This window comes from Streptomyces sp. NBC_01446, assembly GCF_026340095.1.
GTDB lineage: Bacteria > Actinomycetota > Actinomycetes > Streptomycetales > Streptomycetaceae > Streptomyces > Streptomyces aureus.
The window spans coordinates 949,033-970,971 of record NZ_JAPEPO010000003.1 but is presented as its reverse complement, the minus strand read 5'-3'; the positions used below and the strand labels follow the sequence as shown (position 1 = coordinate 970,971).

General features: G+C 69.3%; 18 protein-coding genes and 3 pseudogenes. 12 read left to right on the top strand and 9 right to left on the bottom strand.

Annotated features, from left to right (window positions below; all coding sequences use genetic code 11):
- Positions 1–34 precede the first annotated feature (34 nt).
- The 5 genes from hutU (at position 35) to OG456_RS49105 (ending at position 5,012) form a co-directional block, all read left to right on the top strand.
- Positions 35–1,714, top strand: coding sequence for a urocanate hydratase (gene hutU, locus OG456_RS49125; RefSeq protein ID WP_266571600.1), 1,680 nt, complete (start codon positions 35–37; stop codon positions 1,712–1,714).
- Positions 1,711–2,697 (top strand): formimidoylglutamase, encoded by a 987-nt coding sequence (hutG, locus tag OG456_RS49120; RefSeq protein ID WP_266571599.1) that lies wholly within the window; start codon positions 1,711–1,713, stop codon positions 2,695–2,697. The genes hutU and hutG overlap by 4 nt, the downstream gene beginning before the upstream one ends.
- 190 nt (positions 2,698–2,887) lie before the next feature.
- Positions 2,888–3,769 carry an alpha/beta fold hydrolase gene (locus OG456_RS49115; RefSeq protein ID WP_266571598.1) on the top strand — a complete coding sequence of 294 codons (882 nt, stop codon included), beginning with the start codon at positions 2,888–2,890 and terminating at the stop codon, positions 3,767–3,769.
- 123 nt (positions 3,770–3,892) lie between these two features.
- Positions 3,893–4,075, top strand: coding sequence for a hypothetical protein (locus OG456_RS49110; RefSeq protein ID WP_266571597.1), 183 nt, complete (start codon positions 3,893–3,895; stop codon positions 4,073–4,075).
- Positions 4,076–4,166: 91 nt separating this feature from the next.
- Positions 4,167–5,012 (top strand): hypothetical protein, encoded by an 846-nt coding sequence (locus tag OG456_RS49105; protein ID WP_266571596.1) that lies wholly within the window; start codon positions 4,167–4,169, stop codon positions 5,010–5,012.
- Positions 5,013–5,236: 224 nt separating this feature from the next.
- Here the strand turns inward: OG456_RS49105 and OG456_RS49100 are convergent, their stop codons facing one another.
- Entirely contained in the window at positions 5,237–5,968 is a 732-nt protein-coding gene (locus tag OG456_RS49100) for a TioE family transcriptional regulator (RefSeq protein ID WP_266571595.1), read from the bottom strand.
- Between the two features lie 68 nt (positions 5,969–6,036).
- Here OG456_RS49100 and OG456_RS49095 point away from each other — a divergent pair, with 68 nt between their 5' ends.
- Positions 6,037–7,239 (top strand): erythromycin esterase family protein, encoded by a 1,203-nt coding sequence (locus OG456_RS49095; protein WP_266571594.1) that lies wholly within the window; start codon positions 6,037–6,039, stop codon positions 7,237–7,239.
- Between the two features lie 276 nt (positions 7,240–7,515).
- Here the strand turns inward: OG456_RS49095 and OG456_RS49090 are convergent, their stop codons facing one another.
- The gene (locus OG456_RS49090) at positions 7,516–8,223 is read right to left on the bottom strand and encodes a LysR substrate-binding domain-containing protein (protein WP_266571593.1); all 708 of its coding nucleotides are present in this window, start codon (positions 8,221–8,223) and stop codon (positions 7,516–7,518) included.
- Here OG456_RS49090 and OG456_RS49085 point away from each other — a divergent pair.
- A pseudogene (locus tag OG456_RS49085) lies at positions 8,185–8,337 on the top strand (esterase); the annotation flags it as partial. The gene OG456_RS49090 and the pseudogene OG456_RS49085 overlap by 39 nt on opposite strands.
- A 147-nt stretch (positions 8,338–8,484) precedes the next feature.
- Here OG456_RS49085 and gdhA read toward each other — a convergent pair.
- On the bottom strand, positions 8,485–9,849 hold the full coding sequence (gene gdhA / locus OG456_RS49080; RefSeq protein ID WP_266571592.1) for an NADP-specific glutamate dehydrogenase: 1,365 nt from the start codon (positions 9,847–9,849) through the stop codon (positions 8,485–8,487).
- A 290-nt stretch (positions 9,850–10,139) separates the two neighbouring features.
- On the opposite strand from gdhA, the pseudogene OG456_RS49075 reads away from it, so the two are divergent.
- Both OG456_RS49075 and OG456_RS49070 read left to right on the top strand, forming a co-directional pair.
- Positions 10,140–10,560 (top strand): annotated as a pseudogene (locus OG456_RS49075) (GNAT family N-acetyltransferase); the annotation flags it as partial.
- Between the two features lie 113 nt (positions 10,561–10,673).
- Positions 10,674–10,895: pseudogene (locus OG456_RS49070) on the top strand (alcohol dehydrogenase catalytic domain-containing protein); the annotation flags it as partial.
- A gap of 64 nt (positions 10,896–10,959) precedes the next feature.
- On the opposite strand, the gene OG456_RS49065 reads toward OG456_RS49070, so the two are convergent.
- Positions 10,960–11,310 carry a helix-turn-helix transcriptional regulator gene (locus tag OG456_RS49065; RefSeq protein ID WP_266571591.1) on the bottom strand — a complete coding sequence of 117 codons (351 nt, stop codon included), beginning with the start codon at positions 11,308–11,310 and terminating at the stop codon, positions 10,960–10,962.
- Positions 11,311–11,419: 109 nt separating this feature from the next.
- On the opposite strand from OG456_RS49065, the gene OG456_RS49060 reads away from it, so the two are divergent.
- Positions 11,420–12,397: a zinc-binding dehydrogenase gene (locus OG456_RS49060; protein WP_266571590.1), complete on the top strand. Its 978-nt coding sequence runs from the start codon at positions 11,420–11,422 to the stop codon at positions 12,395–12,397.
- Positions 12,398–12,547: 150 nt separating this feature from the next.
- Here the strand turns inward: OG456_RS49060 and OG456_RS49055 are convergent, their stop codons facing one another.
- The 3 genes from OG456_RS49055 to OG456_RS49045 form a co-directional block, all read right to left on the bottom strand.
- The gene (locus tag OG456_RS49055) at positions 12,548–13,630 is read right to left on the bottom strand and encodes an acyltransferase (RefSeq protein WP_266571589.1); all 1,083 of its coding nucleotides are present in this window, start codon (positions 13,628–13,630) and stop codon (positions 12,548–12,550) included.
- A 122-nt stretch (positions 13,631–13,752) separates the two neighbouring features.
- Positions 13,753–16,167 (bottom strand): bifunctional polysaccharide deacetylase/glycosyltransferase family 2 protein, encoded by a 2,415-nt coding sequence (locus OG456_RS49050; RefSeq protein ID WP_266571588.1) that lies wholly within the window; start codon positions 16,165–16,167, stop codon positions 13,753–13,755.
- 8 nt (positions 16,168–16,175) lie between these two features.
- A complete protein-coding gene (locus tag OG456_RS49045; RefSeq protein ID WP_266571587.1) occupies positions 16,176–16,589 on the bottom strand; it encodes a hypothetical protein in 414 nt (137 codons plus the stop codon).
- A 161-nt stretch (positions 16,590–16,750) separates the two neighbouring features.
- Here OG456_RS49045 and OG456_RS49040 point away from each other — a divergent pair, with 161 nt between their 5' ends.
- Positions 16,751–17,788, top strand: a complete 1,038-nt coding sequence (locus tag OG456_RS49040) for a chitinase (protein ID WP_266571586.1) — start codon at positions 16,751–16,753, stop codon at positions 17,786–17,788.
- Positions 17,789–18,014: 226 nt separating this feature from the next.
- Positions 18,015–19,298, top strand: coding sequence for a low temperature requirement protein A (locus tag OG456_RS49035; RefSeq protein ID WP_266571585.1), 1,284 nt, complete (start codon positions 18,015–18,017; stop codon positions 19,296–19,298).
- Between the two features lie 55 nt (positions 19,299–19,353).
- Here the strand turns inward: OG456_RS49035 and OG456_RS49030 are convergent, their stop codons facing one another.
- Together OG456_RS49030 and OG456_RS49025 are read right to left on the bottom strand one after the other, a co-directional pair.
- Complete coding sequence (locus OG456_RS49030) at positions 19,354–20,535, bottom strand: hypothetical protein (RefSeq protein ID WP_266571584.1); 1,182 nt, start codon at positions 20,533–20,535, stop codon at positions 19,354–19,356.
- A 163-nt stretch (positions 20,536–20,698) separates the two neighbouring features.
- Complete coding sequence (locus OG456_RS49025) at positions 20,699–21,811, bottom strand: ABC transporter substrate-binding protein (RefSeq protein WP_266571583.1); 1,113 nt, start codon at positions 21,809–21,811, stop codon at positions 20,699–20,701.
- Positions 21,812–21,939 lie beyond the last annotated feature (128 nt).

The following is a 21,939-nucleotide window of genomic DNA, read 5'->3' as shown; positions in this document are numbered from 1 at the left end:
CACCGCCATCGACCAGGAGAGAAAGGTATGGAACATGACCCGCGTTTCCCCCCAGTCCCGCCACATCCGCGCCCCTCGTGGCAGTGAACTCAACTGCCTCGGCTGGCAGCAGGAGGGCGCCCTGCGCATGCTCATGAACAACCTCGACCCCGAGGTCGCCGAGCACCCCGAAGACCTGGTCGTCTACGGCGGAACCGGCAAGGCCGCACGCGACTGGGCGTCCTTCGACGCGATCGTGCGCACCCTGAAGACGCTCAAGGACGACGAGACGATGCTGGTGCAGTCCGGCAAGCCCGTCGGCGTCATGCGCACCAGCGAGTGGGCACCCCGCGTCCTGCTCGCCAACTCCAACCTGGTCGGCGACTGGGCCAACTGGGAGGAGTTCCGCTCCCTCGAGGCCCGCGGCCTGACCATGTATGGGCAGATGACCGCCGGCTCGTGGATCTACATCGGCAGCCAGGGCATCCTGCAGGGCACCTACGAGACCTTCGGCGCCGTCGCCCGCAAGAAGTTCAACGGCACCCTCGCGGGCACCATCACCCTGACCGCCGGCCTCGGCGGCATGGGCGGCGCCCAGCCCCTCGCGGTGACCATGAACGACGGCGTCGCGATCTGCGTCGACGTCGACCCCACCCGCATCGAGCGCCGCATCGCCCACCGCTACCTCGACGTCGCCGCCGACGACCTCGACCACGCCCTGAGCCTGGCCATCGAGGCCAAGGAGGCCCGCCGCCCGCTCTCCATCGGCCTCACCGGCAACGCCGCCGAGCTCTTCCCGCGGCTCCTCGAAATAGGCGCGCCGATCGACATCGTGACCGACCAGACCTCCGCGCACGACCCGCTGGCCTACCTCCCCGTCGGCGTGAGCGTCGAGGAGTGGCACGAGCAGGCCCGCAAGGACCCCGCCGACTTCACCCGCCGCTCCCGCGAGTCGATGGCCCGCCACGTCGAGGCCATGGTCGGCTTCCTCGACGCCGGTGCCGAGGTCTTCGACTACGGCAACTCGATCCGCGACGAGGCCCGCAAGGCCGGCTACCAGCGTGCCTTCGACTTCCCCGGCTTCGTCCCCGCCCACATCCGGCCGCTGTTCGAAGAGGGCCTCGGCCCCTTCCGGTGGGCGGCCCTGTCCGGCGACCCCAAGGACATCGAGGCCACCGACCGCGCGATCATGGAGCTCTTCCCTGAGAACGAGCACCTGCACCGCTGGCTCAAGATGGCCGCCGAGCGCGTCGAGTTCGAGGGCCTGCCCGCCCGTATCTGCTGGCTCGGCTACGGCGAACGCCACCGCGCCGGCGTCAAGTTCAACGAGATGGTCGCGAGCGGCGAGCTGTCCGCCCCGCTCGCCATCGGCCGTGACCACCTCGACTCCGGCTCGGTCGCCTCGCCGTACCGCGAGACCGAGGCGATGAAGGACGGCTCCGACGCCATCGCCGACTGGCCGCTGCTCAACGCCCTGGTCAACACCTCCTCCGGTGCCTCCTGGGTGTCCATCCACCACGGCGGCGGCGTCGGTATGGGCCGCTCCATCCACGCGGGTCAGGTCTGCATCGCGGACGGCACCGAACTCGCCGCGCAGAAGCTGTCGCGCGTGCTCACCAACGACCCCGGCATGGGCGTCATCCGCCACGTCGACGCCGGCTACGAGCACGCCGCCTCCGTGGCACAGGACCGCGGCGTGCGCATCCCGATGACCGAGGGGGACGACTCCCAGTGAGTGCTGTCGCCACGATCGAGTTCACCGTGGACGCGGCCCCTGAACGCTGGCACGGCCGGGACGACGGCCCCGGGAACGAGCACCTGCGCTGGCACCACGCGATCAGCACCGACACCGGCGCCCCGGGGCCGTGGGACGCCGCGTTCGTCGGCTTCCGCAGCGACGAGGGCGTACGCCGCAACAAGGGCCGCCAGGGCGCGGCGAACGGTCCGCGCGAACTGCGCGCCGCCCTCGCCTCGATGGCTCTGCCTGCGCCGCTGACCGCGCTCGACGCCGGAGACATCGAAGTCGCCGACGGGGAACTGGAGTCGGGTCACCACCGGCTCGGGCAGGTCGTCGGCCCGCTCGTCGACCGCGGTGTTCCCGTCGTGGTCCTCGGCGGCGGCCACGAGGTGGCCTACGGCACGTACCTGGGGCTCGTCTCCACGCGGGCCGTCCAGGCCGGCGGGCGGCTCGGAGTGCTCAACCTCGACGCGCACTTCGACCTCCGTGACGACGTGCGCGCGAGCTCGGGTACGCCGTTCCTGCAGATGGCGCAGAGCGAGGAGCGGCGCGGGCACCGGCTCGACTACCGGGTGCTCGGGGTCAGCCAGCCGAGCAACACCGCGCATTTGTTCCGCACCGCGGACCGCCTCGGTGTGCGCTACCTGCCGGACACCGAGTGCGGTGTGCTGAACCTGCCCGTGGTCGACGCCTTCACGGACGAGTTCATCGACAGCCATGACGTGCTGCACCTCAGCATCGACCTCGATGTGCTCCCGGCCGCAGTGGCCCCCGGCGTCAGCGCCCCGGCCGCCCACGGAGTGCAGATGGAGATCATCGAGCACGTCTGCGCCAAGGTGGCGGCGAGCGGGAAGCCGCTCGTGGTCGACGTCGCGGAACTCAACCCGGACCTCGACACCGACCACCGCACCGCCCGAGCGGGCGCCCGCCTGATCCACCGCATCCTGACGACACACCAGGCGAGGACCACGAAGGTCTGACGACACACATCGCCGACGGCACGGCACGGCCCGGGCCCGTTGACGGGGGAGCATCGCGCACCCTCGGCCACGGGCCAGGGGTGCTGGACGCAATGGGTCCGTGTGAGATGTGGAGGGCATCGACACCACCCATCTCCGGCGGCCCATATTCCACATGCGCGGAGACAAACGATGCTGGGAAGATCCCGGCATGCCACTTGTCGAAGTCTCGCCCGGAATGTCCCTCGCGTACGAGACGTTCGGTGATCCTGCTGACCCGCCCGTCCTGCTGGTGATGGGGTTCGGCGCCCAGATGATCGCCTGGCACGAGGACTTCTGCCGTGCACTGGCCGACCGTGGCCGCTACGCGATCCGTTACGACAACCGCGACTGCGGGCTGTCCACCAAGTTCGACGAGCACCCCGTCGACATGGCCCGGTTCGTCGCGGCTGTGAGCGCGGGAGACATTGCCTCCGCGCTCGCCATGATCCCGTACACGTTGACGGACATGGCAGCCGACGGCCTCGACCTGCTCACCGCGCTCGGCATCGAACGCGCTCACGTGGTCGGGACCTCGATGGGCGGAATGATCGCCCAGAAGATGGCCATCACCCAGCCCACTCGGGTCCTGACCCTGACGTCGATGATGTCCTCGACGGGCGAACCCGAATACGGCCGGTCCGATCCCGAGGCCCAAGCGGTACTGCTGAGCCCGAAGCCGGCGGACCGCGAGGGATACATCGCAGCGGCGGATCGCGAACTGGTGTGGGCGTCCAGGCGATACGGCGACGCCGCACTCCTTCGCGAGCTGGCTGCCGGCAGTTACGACCGGGCCTACTACCCGGCGGGAGTCGGGCGTCAACTCGGAGCGATGATCCTCGACGGCTCGCGTGCGGAAGCGCTCCGGACCCTTGGGGTGCCAACCCTGGTGATCCACGGCTTGGACGACACGCTGATCACCCCGAGCGGAGGCGAACGCACCGCGGAACTCGTACCCGCAGCGAAGCTCTTGCTGATCCCCGACATGGGCCACGACCGCCCGCGCGAACTCTGGCCCGAGATCATCGACGCGATGGAGGCGCACACTGCCTGAGCGCCGAGATCGTCGGCGCGGTCCACAGTTCGGGAAGGCCGAGGCCCCAGGATGCAGCTTTTCGGCCTTCGGCGTTTACTGATGTGCACTGCCCCAGGACCGGCTGATCGCTGGAGGACGAGCGTGGCCACGCTGACCGTTTCGAAGTTCGACGCGTCCCGCAGTGCCGAAGCGGTCGAGGCCACGCTGCTCCAGTCCCAGAAGCAAGAACTGATCAAGGTTCGAGACGCGGCGGTCGGCACCTGGCCGCAGGACGCGATGAAACCGAAGCCACCCCGTGCCAGACTCGCGATCACTACCCTCTGACACCGCTCCGGGGCTGTCGCCCGCACGGTGGCTCCTCAGGTCGACGCTCCACGATCCGCAGCGCCTTCCCGAGACCCTCGCCGCCTTCGCGGTGCGGCGCTTCGGCCCGACCGCCGCACGCTCGGTCGCCCGTATCAAGAACGACCACCCGGATGTGGATGCGACGGGGCTCCGCGCACTGGTGATTGCCAGGGGGTGGCGTGCCACGGTGTCCGAAGGCGCCTTCGTCGGCGGCCCGTTCCTGATTTTCGTGCCGGTCGCGTTCTGTGCTGCGCTGCTCCGCCAGGCCCGTACGGTCCTGGAGCTGGCCGCGCTGAAAGGCGGCGATCCCACGGCCGACGACCGTGCCGCCGAACTCCTCGTCCTCCAGGGCGTGCATGAGAACGTCGGCCGGGCCCGGGACGCCCTCGCGGCCTGCCATCGGAAACAGGCGGCCACCGGCAGGCGATCCGCGCTACGGCGTCCCGCTATGCTGTGGTACCTGACCCTGCGCATGGCTCGCGTGCTGGGACTGCTCACCGCGTCCGAGCACATCGGCTGGTCACACCGGCTGGTGCAGGCATGTCGATGGGTTCTGCTGGGGCTGGTGTTCCTCGTGGGGATCGTCGCCCCCTTGATCTGGATGCCCTACATGGCGCTGTCGTACCACCAGGCCACCACCCGATTGACAGACCGGGCCACAGCCTTCTACTTCACCGATGCCGCCCCGGACTCCCGGCGGCGGTCGCACCTCGACCCTTCCCTGATCGCAGGCGCCGCCCGCACCCTCCTTTCCCTGCTGCTGCCGGTCGTCCTGGTCGTGGTCACCCTCTTGACCGGCGCGCGGATCGCCGACAGCAGCTGGCCGGTCGTGGGCATCGTCCTGTTCATTGCCTCCGTCGTGGTCGGCGCAGTGTGGCACTGGCGTCGGCGCGGCGGCAGGAAATCCGGCGGATGACAGAGGGCGGGAAGCCGTCAGGGGCGCACTTGGCGCGCTCTGCCCAGTCCCGCTTCTCCGGCCGGGTGACGACGCGTGTCATCCCGCCTGGGGAAATGCCGCAGGCGGCGGCGAGTTCGCTCGTGCGTCTCGCCTTGCCGGGCGCCTCGGGCAGGAGACGGACGGGTCAGCCGCGAAGGGAACCGCCACTGGCCCTCGCGTCTCTTCGGATGTCGACCGAAATCTCAGCCGCGCTCGCGGAGGTACCCCTCCAGCTCTGCGGCTCCGGTCAGCATGGCCCGCCCGCGGGCAGAGAGCCGGCCGCGCCAGTCGCTCAGTGCCGCTTCCAGTGGCTCGAGGCCGCCCGCCGCCCGCACTTGGGCGATCAGCGGGGCGATCTGCTCCAGCAGGTAGCCGCCTCGCCTGAGTTGATGGGCGAGCCGGGCGTCCCGTACGTCGGCGTCGTCGTAGACGCGGTATCCGGTCCGCGGGTCGCGGCGCGGGCGCACCAGCCCGGAATCCTCCCATTTGCGCAGCGTCGCCGGCCGGATCCCCAGCTTCCCGGCCAGCGGCCCGATGAACGTGCCGCCGGACCCGGACTCGGCACCGGGCTCGGGCGCCGTGAGGGGCTCCAGGTCGCCAAGTGCGCGTTCCACGGCCTGGAGGGTCCGGCGGTCGTCGAGGAGCTGGGCATGGCTCTCGTCGATGAGGCGGAACGCCTCCTCGTCCGTGCCCTGATTCACCGCCCGCATGATCGACGTCGCCGTCCGGTGGCCGTGGCCCGGCAGCAGGGCGAGGAACGCGCGCAGGGCTCCCGCGTGCAGCGACGTATAGGTGCGGTAGCCGTGGGGTGTCCGACGGGCGGCCGGAAGAATGCCGGCCTCCTCGTAGTTCCTGATCGCCTGTGTGGACAGACCGTGCTCGCGCGCCAGATCGACCGGCCTGAGCCGCACACGGCTTTGAAGGTTTGATCCCATGAGACCGCCAGGTCTTGCCGATATCGTGGAAAAGTTTCAACCGAAAGTTCAACGATAGCGTTTAAGGCATGGCTACTGACATCAAGGACACCGCCCACCCCGTTGAGGCGACTGCCGTCATGGAGCTGCTCCCGGCCCGGCCGCGGCTGCTCGCCCTGGGGGAGCCCACCCACGGTGAGGACGCTCTGCTCGACCTGCGCAACGAGCTCTTCCGGCAACTCGTGGAGCAGCAGGGCTACCGGACGATCGCGATCGAGAGCGACTGCATGAGGGGCCTGGTCGTGGACGACTACATCACCACCGGCACGGGCACCCTCGACGAGGTCATGAAGCATGGATTCAGTCACGGCTGGGGCGCGTCGGCGGCCAACCGCGAGCTCGTACGCTGGATGCGCGCCCACAACGCCGGGCGGCCCGCGCCCGAGCGGCTCCGCTTCGCCGGTTTCGACGGCCCGCTGGAGATCACCGGCGCCGCGAGCCCCCGGCAGGCCCTCACCGCACTGCACGGCTGCCTTTCGGCCCGGGTGGACGCCGACCTCCTTCCCTGCACGGCGGAGACGCTCGACCGCCTGCTCGGCGCCGACGACCGGTGGACCAATCCCGCGGCGATGATGGACCCGGCCGAGTCCGTGGGGCAGTCCGCCGAGGCGAGGGAGCTGCGGCTGCTCGCCGACGATCTGGTGGCGCTGCTCGACGAGCAGACGCCGCACATCATCACGGCGACATCGAGGGACGACTGGGACCGGGCGCGCCTGTTCGGGCGCACCGCGACCGGCCTGCTGCGCTACCACTTCTGGATGGCCGACACCTCACCGAGCCGCATGACGCGGCTCGTCGGCCTGCGGGATTCGATGATGGCCGCCAACCTCCTCGCCCTCGCCGAACGGGACCCGGCACTGACGCACGCCCACAACGGCCACCTCCAGCGGGACAAGAGCTCGATGCGGATGGGCGGCCGACTGGTCGAGTGGTGGAGCGCCGGTGCGCTCGTGAGCTCTCGTCTGGGCGAGGGGTACGCCTTCGTGGCCACAGCCCTCGGCACGATCCGGCACCAGGGGGTGGACACCCCGCCCCCGGACTCCGTCGAAGGTCTCCTGTACTCGCTTCCGGAGGACCGCCACGTCGTCGACCCCCACCGCCTGGCCGCCGCCCTCGGCGGTACACAGCCGGCCCCCCGCGTGTCCCCGTACTACGGCTACGCCCCACTCGACCCGGCCCACCTGGCCGGATACGACGGAATCGTGTACGTCAAGGACGTCCCACAGAGCTAGCGTCAGCAACGACAGAGCTAGCGTCGGCAACGACCCGATCGGGGCGGCGGTGCCAGCAGTCGGTTCGGCCGGTTCGAACCCGCCATGTACGGCCGGCTCGAACTCGACCTGGCTGCACGGCCGGTGACGATGGCCGATGAGTTCTGTGAACAGGTTCACCGGTGATGGTCGTCCGGCTACCGGGGCGCTCACGGTGAGGGCGTCCTGGTAGTCGTCACGCCCGTACGGTCGTGGTGCCCACCTCGCCGCTGGGCCGACGCGACAACTTGCGCGGGCCTACGCGTGTGAGGAGCGGACTGTGACCGCCCGGTGGAGGGCGTTCCGGCAGGCCAGGATGTCGGGGTGCCCGGCGCGTCCTCGGCGGACGACGGTGAAGACGCGGCTTGCGCGCTGTCCGCGGGGGAGTTGGCGCAGAGTGACGATCGGCGGCTGTCCGCTCCGGACGAGGTCGGGGAGGAAGGCGGCGGCGTGCCGTTGCTCGACGAGGTGGACCAGGAGGCCGGTTGTCTCGAACCGTACGTCGGGTTCGAAGCCGGCGTTGCGGCACAGGGCCATGGCCCAGTGCCGCGCGGTGGTGCCCTCGGGTTCCATGACCCAGGGGTGGTGTGCGAGTGAGTGCAACGCGGCTGTCGGGCCATCCGTGTCCGGGCTCTCGGCCGGTTCGGGCAGCGCGCGATGCAGGGGGTCGCTGAGCAGGTCCTCCTGTTCGAGTTCGGCGGGGCCCGCGTTGTGGGGTTGCCGGGGTACTCCTCGGTGAGGACCAGGAAGCGCCGCCTCGGGCTCCAACTGCCTGGCATGGACGCGTAGTTGTGGATGCTGGTCGCGCAGCACGTCTAGCGCGGTGGGAACCAGGGTCAGGGCGGCCGTCTGGAACGAGGCGATGCGCAGGGTGCCGGTCAGATCGGTGAGGGAGGTGGCGATCTCCGTCTCCGCGCGCACCAGGCGCTCCGCGAGGCCGGAGTGCCCGTCACGGCCGTCCGTCACCAGGGCATCATCCACGACTTCCTGATGCTCAACGCGCTGCGTGTCACCCATGCCGCCGAGGCCGCCATCACGCAGGCCCTCACGTTCCTCGCCGAAGCCCTCGGCGCCAAGTGATTCACCGTCAACTCGGCGCACCAGGGAAACACTCGCTCACCAGTCGGCGAAGCGCGACGGCAGCGCGCCTCGTGCGGCACCCGGTCGCCGTTCCCGGCACGTCGCCGTCTCGCATGGAGACGGCGACGTGCCCGGTGGCCGTACGGATCAGACGATGCCCTGGGCGAGCATCGCGTCGGCGACGCGGATGAATCCCGCGATGGCCGCTCCCGCGACGTAGTCGTCCGGGTCACCGGTGTACGCGTTGGCGGTTGCGCGACTGTGGGAGTGGATGTCGCTCATGATGCTCTCCAGCCGGTCCGTCACCTCGTCCCTGCTCCATGCCGCCCGCGAAGCGTTCTGGCTCATCTCCAGGGCCGAGGTCGCGACGCCGCCCGCGTTCGCGGCCTTGCCGGGGCCGAACAGCACCCCGGCCTCGCGGAAGCGGGCCACCGCACCAGGGGTGCAGGGCATGTTGGCGCCCTCCGCGACTGCCAGCACCCCGTTACGGATCAGTGCGGCGGCGTGGTCCTCGCCCAACTCGTTCTGGGTGGCGCAGGGAAGCACCACGTCGCAATGCACGTCGTAGACCGATCCGAATGCGTGGTGTTCGGCGGACGGCCGCTCGGCGGCGTAGGCGCTCAGCCGCTCCCGTCGCACCTCCTTGATCTCACGCAGGAGGGCGACGTCGATGCCGTCCGGATCCACGACATGGCCGGCGGAGTCCGAGCAGGCGACGACCTTCGCGCCGAGGCGGTGGGCCTGCTCGATCGCGTAGATCGCCACATTGCCCGAACCGGACACCACGACGGTGCGGCCTGTCAGGTCCTGGCCGCGGGTGGCGAGCATGTCCCGGGCGAAGAACACCGTGCCGTACCCGGTCGCCTCGGTCCGGCCCTGCGAGCCGCCCCATCCGACGCCCTTCCCGGTCAGCACCCCGGCCTCGTGGCGGTTCACGATCCGCTTGTACTGGCCGAACATGTAGCCGATCTCGCGGCCACCCACGCCGATGTCACCGGCCGGCACGTCCGTGTGTTCGCCGAGGTGCCGGTAAAGCTCGGTGATGAACGACTGGCAGAAGCGCATGACTTCGGCGTCGCTGCGGCCTGCGGGGTCGAAGTCCGCGCCGCCCTTGCCCGCCCCGATGCCCTGGCCGGTGAGCGCGTTCTTGAAGATCTGCTCGAAGCCGAGGAACTTGATGACCGACAGATCGACGGTCGGGTGGAAGCGCAGGCCTCCCTTGTAGGGGCCGAGGGCGCTGGAGAATTCCACCCGGTAGCCGCGGTTGACCTGAATCCGGCCGCGGTCGTCGACCCAGGGAACCCGGAACATGATCTGCCGTTCGGGTTCGCAGAGGCGCTCGAGAATGTGCGCGTCGGCGTACTCGGGATGCCGGTCGAGAACCGGGCCGAGCGTGTGCAGGACCTCCTCGACGGCCTGTTGAAACACGACTTCGCCTGCGCTGCGACGTCGGACCGCGTCGAGGACGCCGTCCAGATGGGAGGGACGGGCTGAGGGCGAAACGGTGGTCATCATCTTCCTCTGGCGCGGGAGCGGACTTGGTAGGGAGGAATCGGACGGCACGGTTACGTTGCGTCTGGACAAGAGGGAAGGCCGAAGTGGTACGCAGTGCCGTGCGGCCCACTTGGCGGCGATGCGTGGCGCTGGGGTGAGTCGACGGGCGCCCCATCAGCGTTGATCCAGATCGACCCTACGGCAATTGGGCCGCGGGGCGCTGCGCCTGAGCGGCGATGCCCAACAGGTGAAACGCCGCTGTCCCTGCCGGCCGATCCGGGGCAGTCGGCAGCGGCGGTTGAGATTGGCTGAGCGAGGCTGTGGGCGTGCTGCGGCAGTGGCAGTAAGACGGGGCGCCGATGCAACTGCATCCGGGAGACCTGGGCTGGTTCTGGCGGTCGGGTGCGGAGGCGGCGGCCGCGGCGGTCCGGACGTGGAGCCGGGACGGGCGGATTCTCGCCGTCGGGCTGCTGGACGAGCCCGAGCTGTTGCGGCTGACGATCGCGCCGGACGCCCGGCGGGACGAGGAACTGGCCCGTCAGCTGGTCGAGGACGTGACCGGGCCGGAGCGCGGCGTACTGATGGGGGGAAGGTGTACGTCGACGCGCCGGCGGGCGCACTGGTCCAAGATCTGCTGGGCGAGGACGGCTGGAAGACGCCGAGCCGTGGACGCCGCTGCACCACGACCTCGCCGAGCCGGTGGGGGACCCAGGCGTCCGGATCGAGGTGATCAATGCGGCCGCCGTCGCCACCTACAGGTCAGCCGGCTTCCAGCAACTCCCCGAGATCCGGGACCGATACCGGGACGCCTAGGCCCTGTTGTCGATGCGTGCGGTGATATCGCCGGTCACGGTCTCATCGAGCCGCGTTTCGCGCTCGGCCACGAGTGCGTGGCCGGTGACGCGCTGACCGGCGCCGCTCCCGGTGACCTCGTCGTGGTTCCGTGGGCGATCAACTGCGGCACCTGCCGTGCTGGGCTGGCCGCCCACTGCTCGGCGGTGCCGTCTATGGCCTTATACGGGGCTCCGTTCGGCGGCGACCGGGGCGGCCTCTTCGCCGACCTCGGATTCGGCGGCCAGGACCCCACGCGCGGTGGCAGCGAGCGATGGCGTCGGCTGCTCTCCCGGCTCAGGTGACGGAGTCGGCGCGAAGAGCGAGGTCGAGGAGTCCGGGGAAGCGGTCGTCGAACTCCTCTCGGCGTAGCCGGTTCAGCCGTTTGGGCCCCTGATCGCGCTGTTCGACCAGGCCGGCGTCTCGCAGGACGGAGAAATGATGGCTTTTGGCGGCCCGGCCGACCGGCACGTCGAAGTTGCTGCAGCTGAGCGCCCAGTCAGGGTGACCGGCAAGGTCGCGGATCAGCTGGATACGTACGGGATCCGCCAGCGCGGACAGGGCGGTCAGGAGTGGAACGTCGTCGGGATGCGTGTGCACGGGTGCCGGACGGTACCCCGCACCCGCACGCTCTGACTTTGCCGCCATCCCGATTCCTCCCCCGGCGTCCTGTGCATCCGTTGCCAAGTGTTCGATGTTCATCATACAGTCTGAGTGTTCGCTTCTCGTTGAACACTCACGGAGGGCAGGTTCACTTATGCGTGCGGTCGAGTTCCAGGAGTACGGCGGTCCCGAAGTGCTGCGACTCGTACAGGTCGGTGCGCCCGAGCCGGGGCCGGGCCAGGTGAGCATCGATGCCGCGTGGGCGGGAGTGAACTTCGCCGACATCAAGGCGCGCGCGGAGGGGTACCGGGTCGCCTCGCTGCCCTACCGTCCTGGCCTGGAAGTGTCCGGCCGGGTCCGGGCGGTCGGCGAGGGCGTCGAAGGGCTGACCATCGGGCAGGAGGTCACCGCGCTCGTCGACGGGGGTGGCTACGCCGAGGTCGTGCTCGCCGAGGCCGCGGCCGTCTTCCCGCTGCCCAGCGGGCTGGACCTGCGAACCGCGGCCACGTTGCCCACCGTGCTGCCGACCGCGTACGGCCTGATCCACGAGGTGGGGCGTCTTCAGGCGGGAGAGAGCGTCCTGGTGCACAGTGCGGCGGGAGGCATCGGCACGGTGGCCGGGCAACTGGCCCGGGCGGCCGGCGCCGGCGCGGTGTACGGCGTGGCGTCCACCGGCGCCAAGGCCGAGTACGCCCTCCAGCACGGCTACGACCAGGTCTTTCCGACCGAGACCTTCGACGAGGACGTCCGAAGCGCCACCGGCGGCAGGGGCGTCGACCTGATCCTCGACCCCGTGGGCGGCGACACGCTGCGCCGCGGCCTCGACGCTCTGGCGGTCTTCGGGCGCCTGGTGTCCTTCGGCAATGCCGGTGGGCAGCAGCCGTGGCAGGTTGGACAGCCCGATCTGTACGCGCTGGGCCGCACTGTCGCGGGCTTCTCCATTCTGGCGCTCGCGCAGGCCGCCCCCCAGGTGGTGCGCACACTGACCGAGCGCGCCATGCGCACGGTCGCCGACGGCACGGTGACGCTCCCCGTCACGGCCGAGTTCCCGCTCGAGGACGCCGCCGGCGCTCACCGGCTCGTCGACTCACGTACGTCAACGGGCAAGCTGCTGCTGCGCATCGGCGACTGACCGACAGCAACAACACAGCACCGGCCTGCGGTTCATTCAGTCGGCCACCCGTACCGCAACAGGCCCCCCCGGGCGGCATGGCGCCCGGGGCGCCCAGGGGCCGGAACCACGAACCCAGGATTCAGGTCTTCAGGGAGGCAGGCCTGACCCTCACGGCAGCAGCCGAGGCCGTCGCTTCGCCGCGACGTCCTCCACCCACCCCACCAGCGGGATCGCCACCGCGATCAGCACCCAGCCGACACCGAACATGAACCACTGGCTCTCCAGCGGCAGGTACTGCGCGAACGCGGGCACGTTCCAGAACTGGTCGATCAGCGGCACCGCGAGGATCAGTGCGATCTCGTGCCAGAGGTAGATCGTCATCGCCCGCGCGTTGAAGACCGACACGATCCGGTCGAGCCGTTCGAAGCGGGCCAGCCACGCGAAGTCGACCTTGAAGAACGCCTTCGAGTACATAAGCAGCGTCACGAACCCGGCCGACCAGAAAGCCTGCGCCAGCGGAATGTCGTCCAGGTCGTAACTCCCGTACTCCGCCTGATGGGTGAGGGCAAACCAGGCACCGTAGGCCAGGGCCGCGAGAGACAGTACGACGACGGGTCCCGGACGCAGCCTGGCCAGGACGCCTTCACGGTGCGCGATGCCGACGAGCCAGCAGAACAGGAACGTGGCGAAGTCGAGGAGACAGCTGCCGAACCGGTTGTCCGGCGCCTGCCACACGAACTGGAGCACCACGATCGGCGCGAGGGAAGCGAGAAGCACCGCCAGTGGCGCCAGCCGGAACACCTTGAGGAGCAGCGGCGACAGAAGCACGAACCACAGGTAGGCGCGCAGGTACCAGAGGATCTCCCAGGCCTGCATGCCCCAGCTGTTGCCAGGCGGGTCGCCGAGGGGGACCACCCAGTACACGATCTGCCACCCCGGCATCCAGCCGTGCAGCAGCATCGCCAGGACGACGAACATTCCCCAGAGCCAGAAGGGCGGCAGCAGCCGCCGTATCCGGCTTCTGATCACCGAAACGGCGGGCCGTTCGAGGGACTTGGCCATCAGTGACCCGGCGAGCGCGAACATGACGCCCATGGAGGGGAAGACGAGGCCCGCCCACATCCAGCCGAACGTGTGGTAGGCCACGACGCGAACAAGTGCGAGGGCACGAAGCGTGTCGAAGTACCGGTCGCGGCCGCCTGTCCGGGCTGCCTGCGCCTCGGGCGCGAGCTCTCGGCCGGGCCCGATCACCCGGAGAGGTGTGGTGTCCTGATCCAGGGCTTGAGTATCCGGCGTACCTGGCGTGCCCGGCGTACCTGGCGTTCCGCGCGTTCGCCGAGCGGCTCGGTGACGATTCCCCTGTGCCTCCGAGCTCACCGTCCCACCCCCGTCGGCGTCCCGACCTCGCCGGTGCGCTTGAGTTTCTGCCAGCGCAGCCGGCCGCCCGTGAGGGCGGTGATGGAGGAGTGGATGAGGACCAGGTACATCATCTGGCGGTACGCGATCTGCTGGAGCGGGAGCATCCACAGGTAGCGGTACCTCTCTCCGTCGAGGCGGAACGCGTAGGCGGCACACACGAGTTGGATGCCGAGCACGGCCGGCCATGCGAGCAGGGACGCCTTGAAGTCCACGAAGATCATCGAGTAGACGGTGAAGAGGTCGATCAACGGTGCGAAGACCGGCGTGACGATCTGGAAGAGCACCACGAGGGGCATGCCCACTCGCCCGAAGCGGCCCGAAGGCCCCTTGTCCACCAGGGACTTGCGGTGCTTCCACAGTGCTTGCATGGTGCCGTACGACCAGCGGTAGCGCTGGCTCCACAGTTGCTTGAGCGAGGCGGGCGCCTCCGTCCAGGCCCGCGCATGTTCCTGGTACACCACGCGCCATCCGGCGCGGTGCATCGCGACGGTGATGTCGGTGTCCTCGGCGAGGGTGTCCTCGCTCATGCCGCCGACCTCGAGGACGGCCTGGCGCCGGAACGCTCCGATCGCTCCGGGAATGGTGGGCATACAGCGGAGCAGGTCGTACATGCGGCGATCCAGGTTGAAGCCCATCACGTACTCGATGTGTTGCCAGGCACCGATGACCGTATTGCGGTTGCCGACCTTGGCGTTGCCCGCGACCGCGCCGATCTCCGAGGCGGCGAAGGGCTGCACCAGCTGCCGGACCGTGTCCGGCTCGAAGACCGTGTCGCCGTCCATCATCACGACGATGTCGTAACTGGCGTTACGGACACCGTTGTTGAGCGCCGCCGGCTTGCCCGCGTTCTCCTGATGGATCACCCGCACGTTGGGCAGGCCGAGGGACTCGGCGATCTCCTTCGTGCCGTCGGTGGAGCCGTCGTCCACGACGATGATCTCGATGGGATGTGTGCTCTGTGCGAGAGAGTTGAGGGTGTTGGCGATGCACTCCTTCTCGTTGTACGCAGGCACGATCACGCTCACCGGCCTCGTCACGGGCGGCCCCCAGCTGAAGCGGCGCTTGTTGCGCTGCCGGTAGTGGCGCCGTGCGAGGACCAGCATCATCGCGAATCGCGCCATGACCGCGACTCCGACGACCGCGAGGAAGACGGCCAGCGTCGGCACGGTCCACTCGGCGATCGCGACCGCCGCGATGAGCGCCTTGCCTTCGTAGAGGGTGGTGCCGGCGGCTTTGGAGTGGGCGGCCTGGTCGACGTTCCGGGCGCGGCCCGGAACGTTCGTGCCGGAGGAAGGAGGGGTCCCCTGCGGGGCTGCCGCGCTACCCGGTATCTGACCGGACCTCTGCGCCCCGCCGCCCTGAGCGCCCGCGTCCTGCGTCCCGCCGGCCTGTACGCCGTTGTCCTGTGCGGAGCTGTCCTGTGCGGAGCTGTCCTGTGCGGAACCGTTCAGTGCGGAACGGTTCTGCGCGGAGCCTCCCCGTGCCGCGGACTTGGCCATGGCGCCGCTGACCGTCGTGAAGGTGTAGCCCTTCGCCTTCATCTTCTTGATGTACTTCGGCAGCGCCTTGAGCGTCTGGTCACGGTTGCCGCCGGCGTCGTGGAAGAGCACCGACGCGCCCTTGTTCTTCTTGGGCGTCGCCCACTGGACGATCTTCGAGACGCCCGGCTTCTTCCAGTCGTCGCTGTCGGTGTCGACGAAGACGCTGGTGTAGCCCATGGCGCCGAGCTTCTTGTAGACCGGCCAGCTGTAGTTGTCGATCGCGGAGGCCTCGGACGAGTAGGGCGCGCGCACCAGCTTCGTGGTGATGCCGGCCGCTCCCGCCAGGGCCAGCTGGGTCTGTGTGAGTTCACGCTTGACCCGGGCGTCACTCTGGTAGGAGAGGTCGACGTGGGTGAAGGTGTGCAGGCCGACCTCGTTCCCCTGGGCGACCATGTCCTTCACGATGCCGGGGTGCCGGGCGATCATGGAACCCACGAGGAAGAACGTGCCGTCCACATCGTTGTCCGCGAGGATCTTGAGGACCTTCTCGGTGTACGTGGCGTCGGGACCGTCGTCGAAGGTGAGCACGATGGTCTTCTTCGGAACGGACTGCGTCCGCATGGAACCGTTGGCCGAGGTCAGAATCGGGCCGCCGTCGAGGATGCGCTGCGGCACCTTGTCGTAGGCCGCGTCGGTGCGCACGCGGTGGTCGCCCAGGACCTCGGCCCGCAGATATCCGTCGAGCAGCATCACGCTGACGAGTCCCAGGACGAGAACGAGCGCGAGGACGACGCGTGGCCGCTGCAGAGCTGCGGCCCGGCGCCCGGCGCGTTCGAAGCGGGAGGGAGCGGCGCGGCGACGGCGCCGCGCGGAGGTGTTGCGAGTCATGTCTTCCCTTACTGCGCGTCAGTGGCGTCGGCGGTGGCTGACGCAGAGGGGGCGGGCAGCGAAGGGCTGGGCGAGGGGGAGGGGCGGGTGGCCGGAGGCGTTCCCTGCTGCTGACCGGCGCCGCCAGGGGCTCCGTACCCGGCGTCGGCCGGACCACGACCGGTGCCGGCGCCGCCGCCTCCACCGCCGAAGGGCAGCAGGTCGGTCGTGCTCACGGACACACCCCACCCCATGAAGGACAGGCCGAGGACGACCGCGTAGCCCAGGCAGGCGACGACCACGGCAAGGCCGAACCTGCGCAGCAGTTTGGCCCGCCGCCCGGAGCTGTCGACGAAGACGGGGCCCTCATCGGCCCCTTTTCCACGCTTGCGGTGGCTTCCGCGCCCACTGGCACGGTTTTCGACGGAGGAATCGAAATGCATTCTCGGGACGCTAAGGGATCTTCTTGTGGCAACTCGTAGTCATTCCTGTGCGCACCCTGAGAAGGCCCTCAGTTCGCTGTGATTCGCCTGATGACACCTGGAACACAGGCTTCCGTGTTTCAGTTCCGGGACGGGACCGACAAGAAATGGGTGCATGCGCGATGAGGAATTTTTTGGGGAGGCCGGCCGCCGCGATCGTGTCGCTGGCAGCGGCAGCGACCGTCGCGGGGTGCTCATCGGGGAGCCCGGGATCGGACTCTGATCCGGCGGACGCGTCACCGCACGGAGCACCGTCGCCGGTCGAGGCGGCACCCTCGTCATCCAGTCCGTTCGCCCCCTACGTCAGCGCCACGGAGGCTTCGGACCTGGACGCGGCCGGGTCCGCTTCCACGTACAACCTTGCCTTCGCCATCGCGGACGGCAGCTCCTGCAAGCCCACGTGGAACGGCACGCACGCCATCGGCGACGCGACAGTGAAGAAGCGGATCTCGGCACTCAAGGCGTCCGGCGCGTCCGTGCGCGTCTCCTTCGGCGGGGCGTCCGGCAAGGAACTGGCCGAGACGTGCGGCAGCGCGTCCGCTCTGGCCGACGCCTACGCAGCCGCGCTCGACGCCGCCGACGCCACCCAGGCCGACTTCGACATCGAGGGAGATGCGCTCAAGGACTCCGACTCGGTGACCCTGCGCTCGAAGGCGATCGCCCTGTTGCAGAAGAAGCGCACAGACCTCACAGTGTCCTTCACTCTTCCCGTGATGCCCTCGGGCCTGGACGCGGACAGCGTGGCGCTCCTGGAGTCGGCCAACGACCAAGGCGTGAAGGTGTCCAGCGTCAACATCATGACGATGAACTACAGCACGTCCTACACCGGCGACATGGGCGACTACGCCATCACGTCGGCCAAGGCGGCCCATGCCCAACTCGCGGACGTTTTCGGGCTGTCTGACAGGAATGCCTGGCGCGGACTGGCCGTGACGCCGATGCTCGGCACGAATGACGTCGACAACGAGACGTTCACCCTTTCCGACGCCTCCCAACTGCGTGCCTTCGCGGAGAAGAACGGCCTCGCGTGGGTCTCCATGTGGTCCACGTTCCGCGACCAGCAGTGCCATTCCGCGGACACTTCGGCCGACGACGCGCTCAGTAACTGCAGTGGTGTGCAGCAGAGTTCGGGAGCCTTCGGCGAGGCTCTGTCCGGCTGAGGTGACGTGTTCGGGGACAGGGGTGGCGATGACGTCTGTGCCCACGCCTACGTCGCGGCCTGAGGCCTGAGGCCTGCGGCGAGAAGGAGAGCGAGAGCCAGAGCGAGACCAGCGACAGCGACAGCGACGGCAATAGCGACGGCGACGGCGACCGTGATCGACGCACCTCACGCGCCGGTCCCGCATCACTCAGCTCGACGCGCACGCATGCGGCATCATGCTCGGCATGAGCGACTCCCACCACACCCACAGCGCCGGCGGCAACCTGGCGCACAGTCGGGTGCCGATGACCGGCCGCGATCCGGAAGAACCCGGTCGGGCTTCTTCACCGCTGGAGCTGCTGTTCGACCTGACGTTTGTGGTCGCGGTGGGAACCGCCGCCTCCCAGTTCGCCGACATGGTCGCCGAGGGGCATCCCGGACAGGCCGTCACCGCGTTCGTGCTGGCGATGTTCGCGATCAGTGTCGCGTGGATCAGCTTCAGCTGGTTCGCGTCGGCGTTCGCTACGGATGACTGGCTCTACCGGGCTCTGACGATGGTGCAGATGATCGGCGTCGTCGTGTTCTCGCTCGGTCTGCCCGCGATGTTCCACTCGGTCGACGAGGGCGACCACCTCGAACTGAGGGTGATGGTGCTCGGGTATGTGGTGATGCGGATCGCGATGGTGCTGCAGTGGTGGCGCGCCGCGCGGGAGTCCCCTGAATTCAGTGACGTCGGAATGGCGAACATCCGCTGGACGGTGATCGTCCAGACCGGTTGGGTCGCTGTCGCGTTCGCGCATCTGCCACTCGACGCGGTGTTCGTCGCCTTCATCGTGCTCGGTGCGTTCGAACTGGCACTGCCGCTCCTCACCCAGGGCAGCGCGGGCGGCACCCCCTGGCACCCTCACCATGTCGCCGAACGGTACGGCCTGTTCGCCATCATCGTTCTCGGGGAGGGCGTCGTCGGGACCGTTGCGTCCTCGGGCGCCCTTCTGGGCGGTGTGGACGGGACCCAATGGAGCGGCAACGCGATCGCCGTGGTCGTCGCCGGCGTGGGACTGACCTTCGGCATGTGGTGGGTGTACTTCTCCACCCCTTTCGGTGACATCCTCGTGCACCGCCGCAGCCGCGGTTACCTCTTCGGCTACGGGCACATCCCGCTCTTCATCGGAGTGGCCGGCGCCGGAGCCGGTCTGCACGTGGCCGGCCTGCACCTGGAGTACCACTCGGAGATCAGTGACGTCGCCGTCGTGCTGTCCCTGGCCATCCCGGTCGGCCTGTACCTGCTGATGGTGTATCTCCTGCACACGCTGTTGCTGTCCGCGGCCGACTCCTTCCACGTGCTGCTGATCTCGCTCACGCTGGCGGTACTGCTCGCGGCGGTGCTCCTGTCCGCGGCGGGCGTCGCCACCGCGGCGTGCCTCCTCATCGTGATGCTGGCCCCTTTCGTCACCGTGGTCGGCTACGAGACGATCGGCCACCGCCACCAGCGACAGATGCTGGAAGGGCTCGGCACGCAGAACCCCTGACAACTCCCGCCGGAAATAAGGGAGATGGGCATGGGCCAGAGGACGCGGAACCCGTTCAGCCCCTGGGGTGCGGGTCGTACTGGACGATGGCGCCGCGGCTGAAGTTCGCGTCGCCGTGTGCCTCCACTTTCACGGAGCCGACGCCCCAGACGCGGTCGGTGCCGGGGATGGCTGTGATCTCCAGCAGCCGTAGCTTCTGCTTGCGGTCGGTGGCGGTGACTTTGCCGCTTCGGCCCGCGGCGGCCGGCGGGGAGCCGAGCTTACGAGCCCTGCCGTGCCTGGCGCGGTAGTGAATCGAGCTGAGCAGCATGCTGCTGCCGGCGTTGTCCCCTTCCATTCCGTCGGCCGTGATGACGCCGTCACCGGCAGCGATCCCGCAGCGGCGGCAGGCATCGGGCGACGTCTTGCTCCAACTGGTGCCGTTCCAGTGGAACGCGAAGGGTGCGATGTAGACGGCATCCCCGTTGTCGTCGTCCCCGACGAGGCGGCTGATCGCCCAGACGTCGTCCGCGGCCGGCGCGTAGAGCGCCATGGGACTTGCACCCATCGAGTTCGATCTATAGGCGGAAGGGGGTTCGACGGCGGGGAGCTGTTCCCGTTTCCAGGTCTCGCCGTCCCAGTGGAGCACGACGGGGGCGCCATAGGTGAGGCCGTCCTCCTCGCCCGTCGTCAGCCCGGACGCCCACACGTCGTCCCCGGCCACTCCCGCGAGGTGCGTCACGCGGGCAGGCAGGGGCACCGAAGTCCAGCGGGAGCCGTCCCAGTGCCAGGCGGTGGTGCTTTCTCCCACGGCCCAGACGTCGGCCGGTCCGAGGACGGCGACATCGCTGACGCCGCCTGGGGCAGGTGTCTGCTGCCACCGCGTCCCGTCGAAGTGCGCGGCGTACGTGCCGGTATTGGGGCCGCTGCGAAACAGCCACACGTCGCGCGGTGAGGATGCCTCGAGGCGGTACTCGGCGATGGGGGCCGCCGCCATCCCGGGCGGCAGCGTCTGCGGACGCCAGGAGGAGCCGTCGTAGCGCGACAGGGTCACTTGCTGTTTGTCGACGTTACCCACGACCGGCGTCAGGGCGACTGCCCAGGCATCGTGCGCGGATACGGCGGCGACATTGACGACGGAGGAGGAGAGATCCTTGGCCAGATGACTGTAGGTCCAGGCGACCGGATGCCCGCTGGGAGCCGCGGCGGGCTCGCCGGCTCCGCTTCCGCCTCCGCAACCGGCCACCGCAAGTGCCATCACCAGCACCGGAGTTGCCGCACGCCACCGCCGCATCCCGATTCCCCTCCCGCCTAGTGACCGGGACCCTACATGCCGGGCGTGGCACCCCGGGAGGCAGCGCTCGATGGTGAATGGGTTGAATGGCAGGCGACCGCGTCGCGCGGCGGACCCCCGTGCTCGCTCAGCCGGTGTGGAGGATCCGGAAGCGACCGGGTTCCGCCGGATCCCGGTCAGCGACCTGCACTGGCGTCCAAGCCCATTGCCAGACGCTGATGCCTGGCGTGCGGGAGAACCGGATCTGCCCGCGGGTGCCTTCGACCGCGACCCGCGGCCAGGATTCGGCGATGCGCGCCGGGTCCGCGCCGTGAGAGCGCAGCACGTCGGCGAGGACGGTGACCGTGTCGTAGCCCTCGAAGGCGACGAAGGAGGGCGCTTCGCCCAGCCGCTCACGCAGTGCCGTCTCGACTCGTGCACCGAGCGGGCTGAGGCGCTCGGGCAGGTAACGCAGGAACGGGATCGCTGTGCCGTCGTCGCCCAGCAACTTCGCCCATTCGGTGAACTCCGGTTGCCCGGCCGGAGCACCGATCAAGACCTCGGCGAGGCGCTGGTCGTGGCGGACGGACTTGACGATCGACACCGCCGGCTCCGGGTGGCCGGCCAGAAGGAGGAGGGCCGTCGCGCGGTTCTCGACGAGCTGGTCGCACACGTCCGCGGGGTCCAGCTCGCCCATGTCGAGTTCGATGACCGAACCACCGCGTGCAGCGAGGCAGTCCCGCAGGATGCGGGTCCCGGATGCCCAGTAGACACTCGGCTGCGCCGCTACGGCGATTCGGCTGTGGCCCGCGCCGAGGAGAAAGTCCGCGTACAGCTGCCAGCCGTGGGACTGCGCCGGGGCGAGGCGCGCGACCCACTCCGTCGGCCGGTCGGTGAGCGCGTCGAGAACCGCTGACGAGCAGAGGAACGGCAGGCCGAGGGCGTCGGCCCTGGCAGCGGCGGCGCGGGCGACGACGCTGTGATACTCGCCCGCCAGGGCGGCCACGCCCGCGCGAGCCAATTCATCGACGGCCGCCGCGGCCCTGTGTGGATCCGCTGCGGTGTCCCGGACCACCAGCTCGAGTGGCCGTCCGCCGATCCCGCCGGCGTCATTGACTTCGTGAACGGCCAACTCGAGTCCGGCGAGCAAGTGCTGGCCTGCCTCGACCCAACCGGGCCGAGTCAGCGGAACGAGGGCGCCGATCCGGACGCATGATCCGGCGGTCCGCTCCGCGGCAGGTGGCGATGGTGGCGTATTCATGTACTGGCGTCTCCTGAGTACGATGCGGTGCCACTTTGTCCGGTTCGCCGGATCGCAGAGTGATCACCAGTGGCGCCGAGAGTAGCCGAGCGGAGAGTGGCCACCTTCGGCGCCCCGTCTGCGTACGG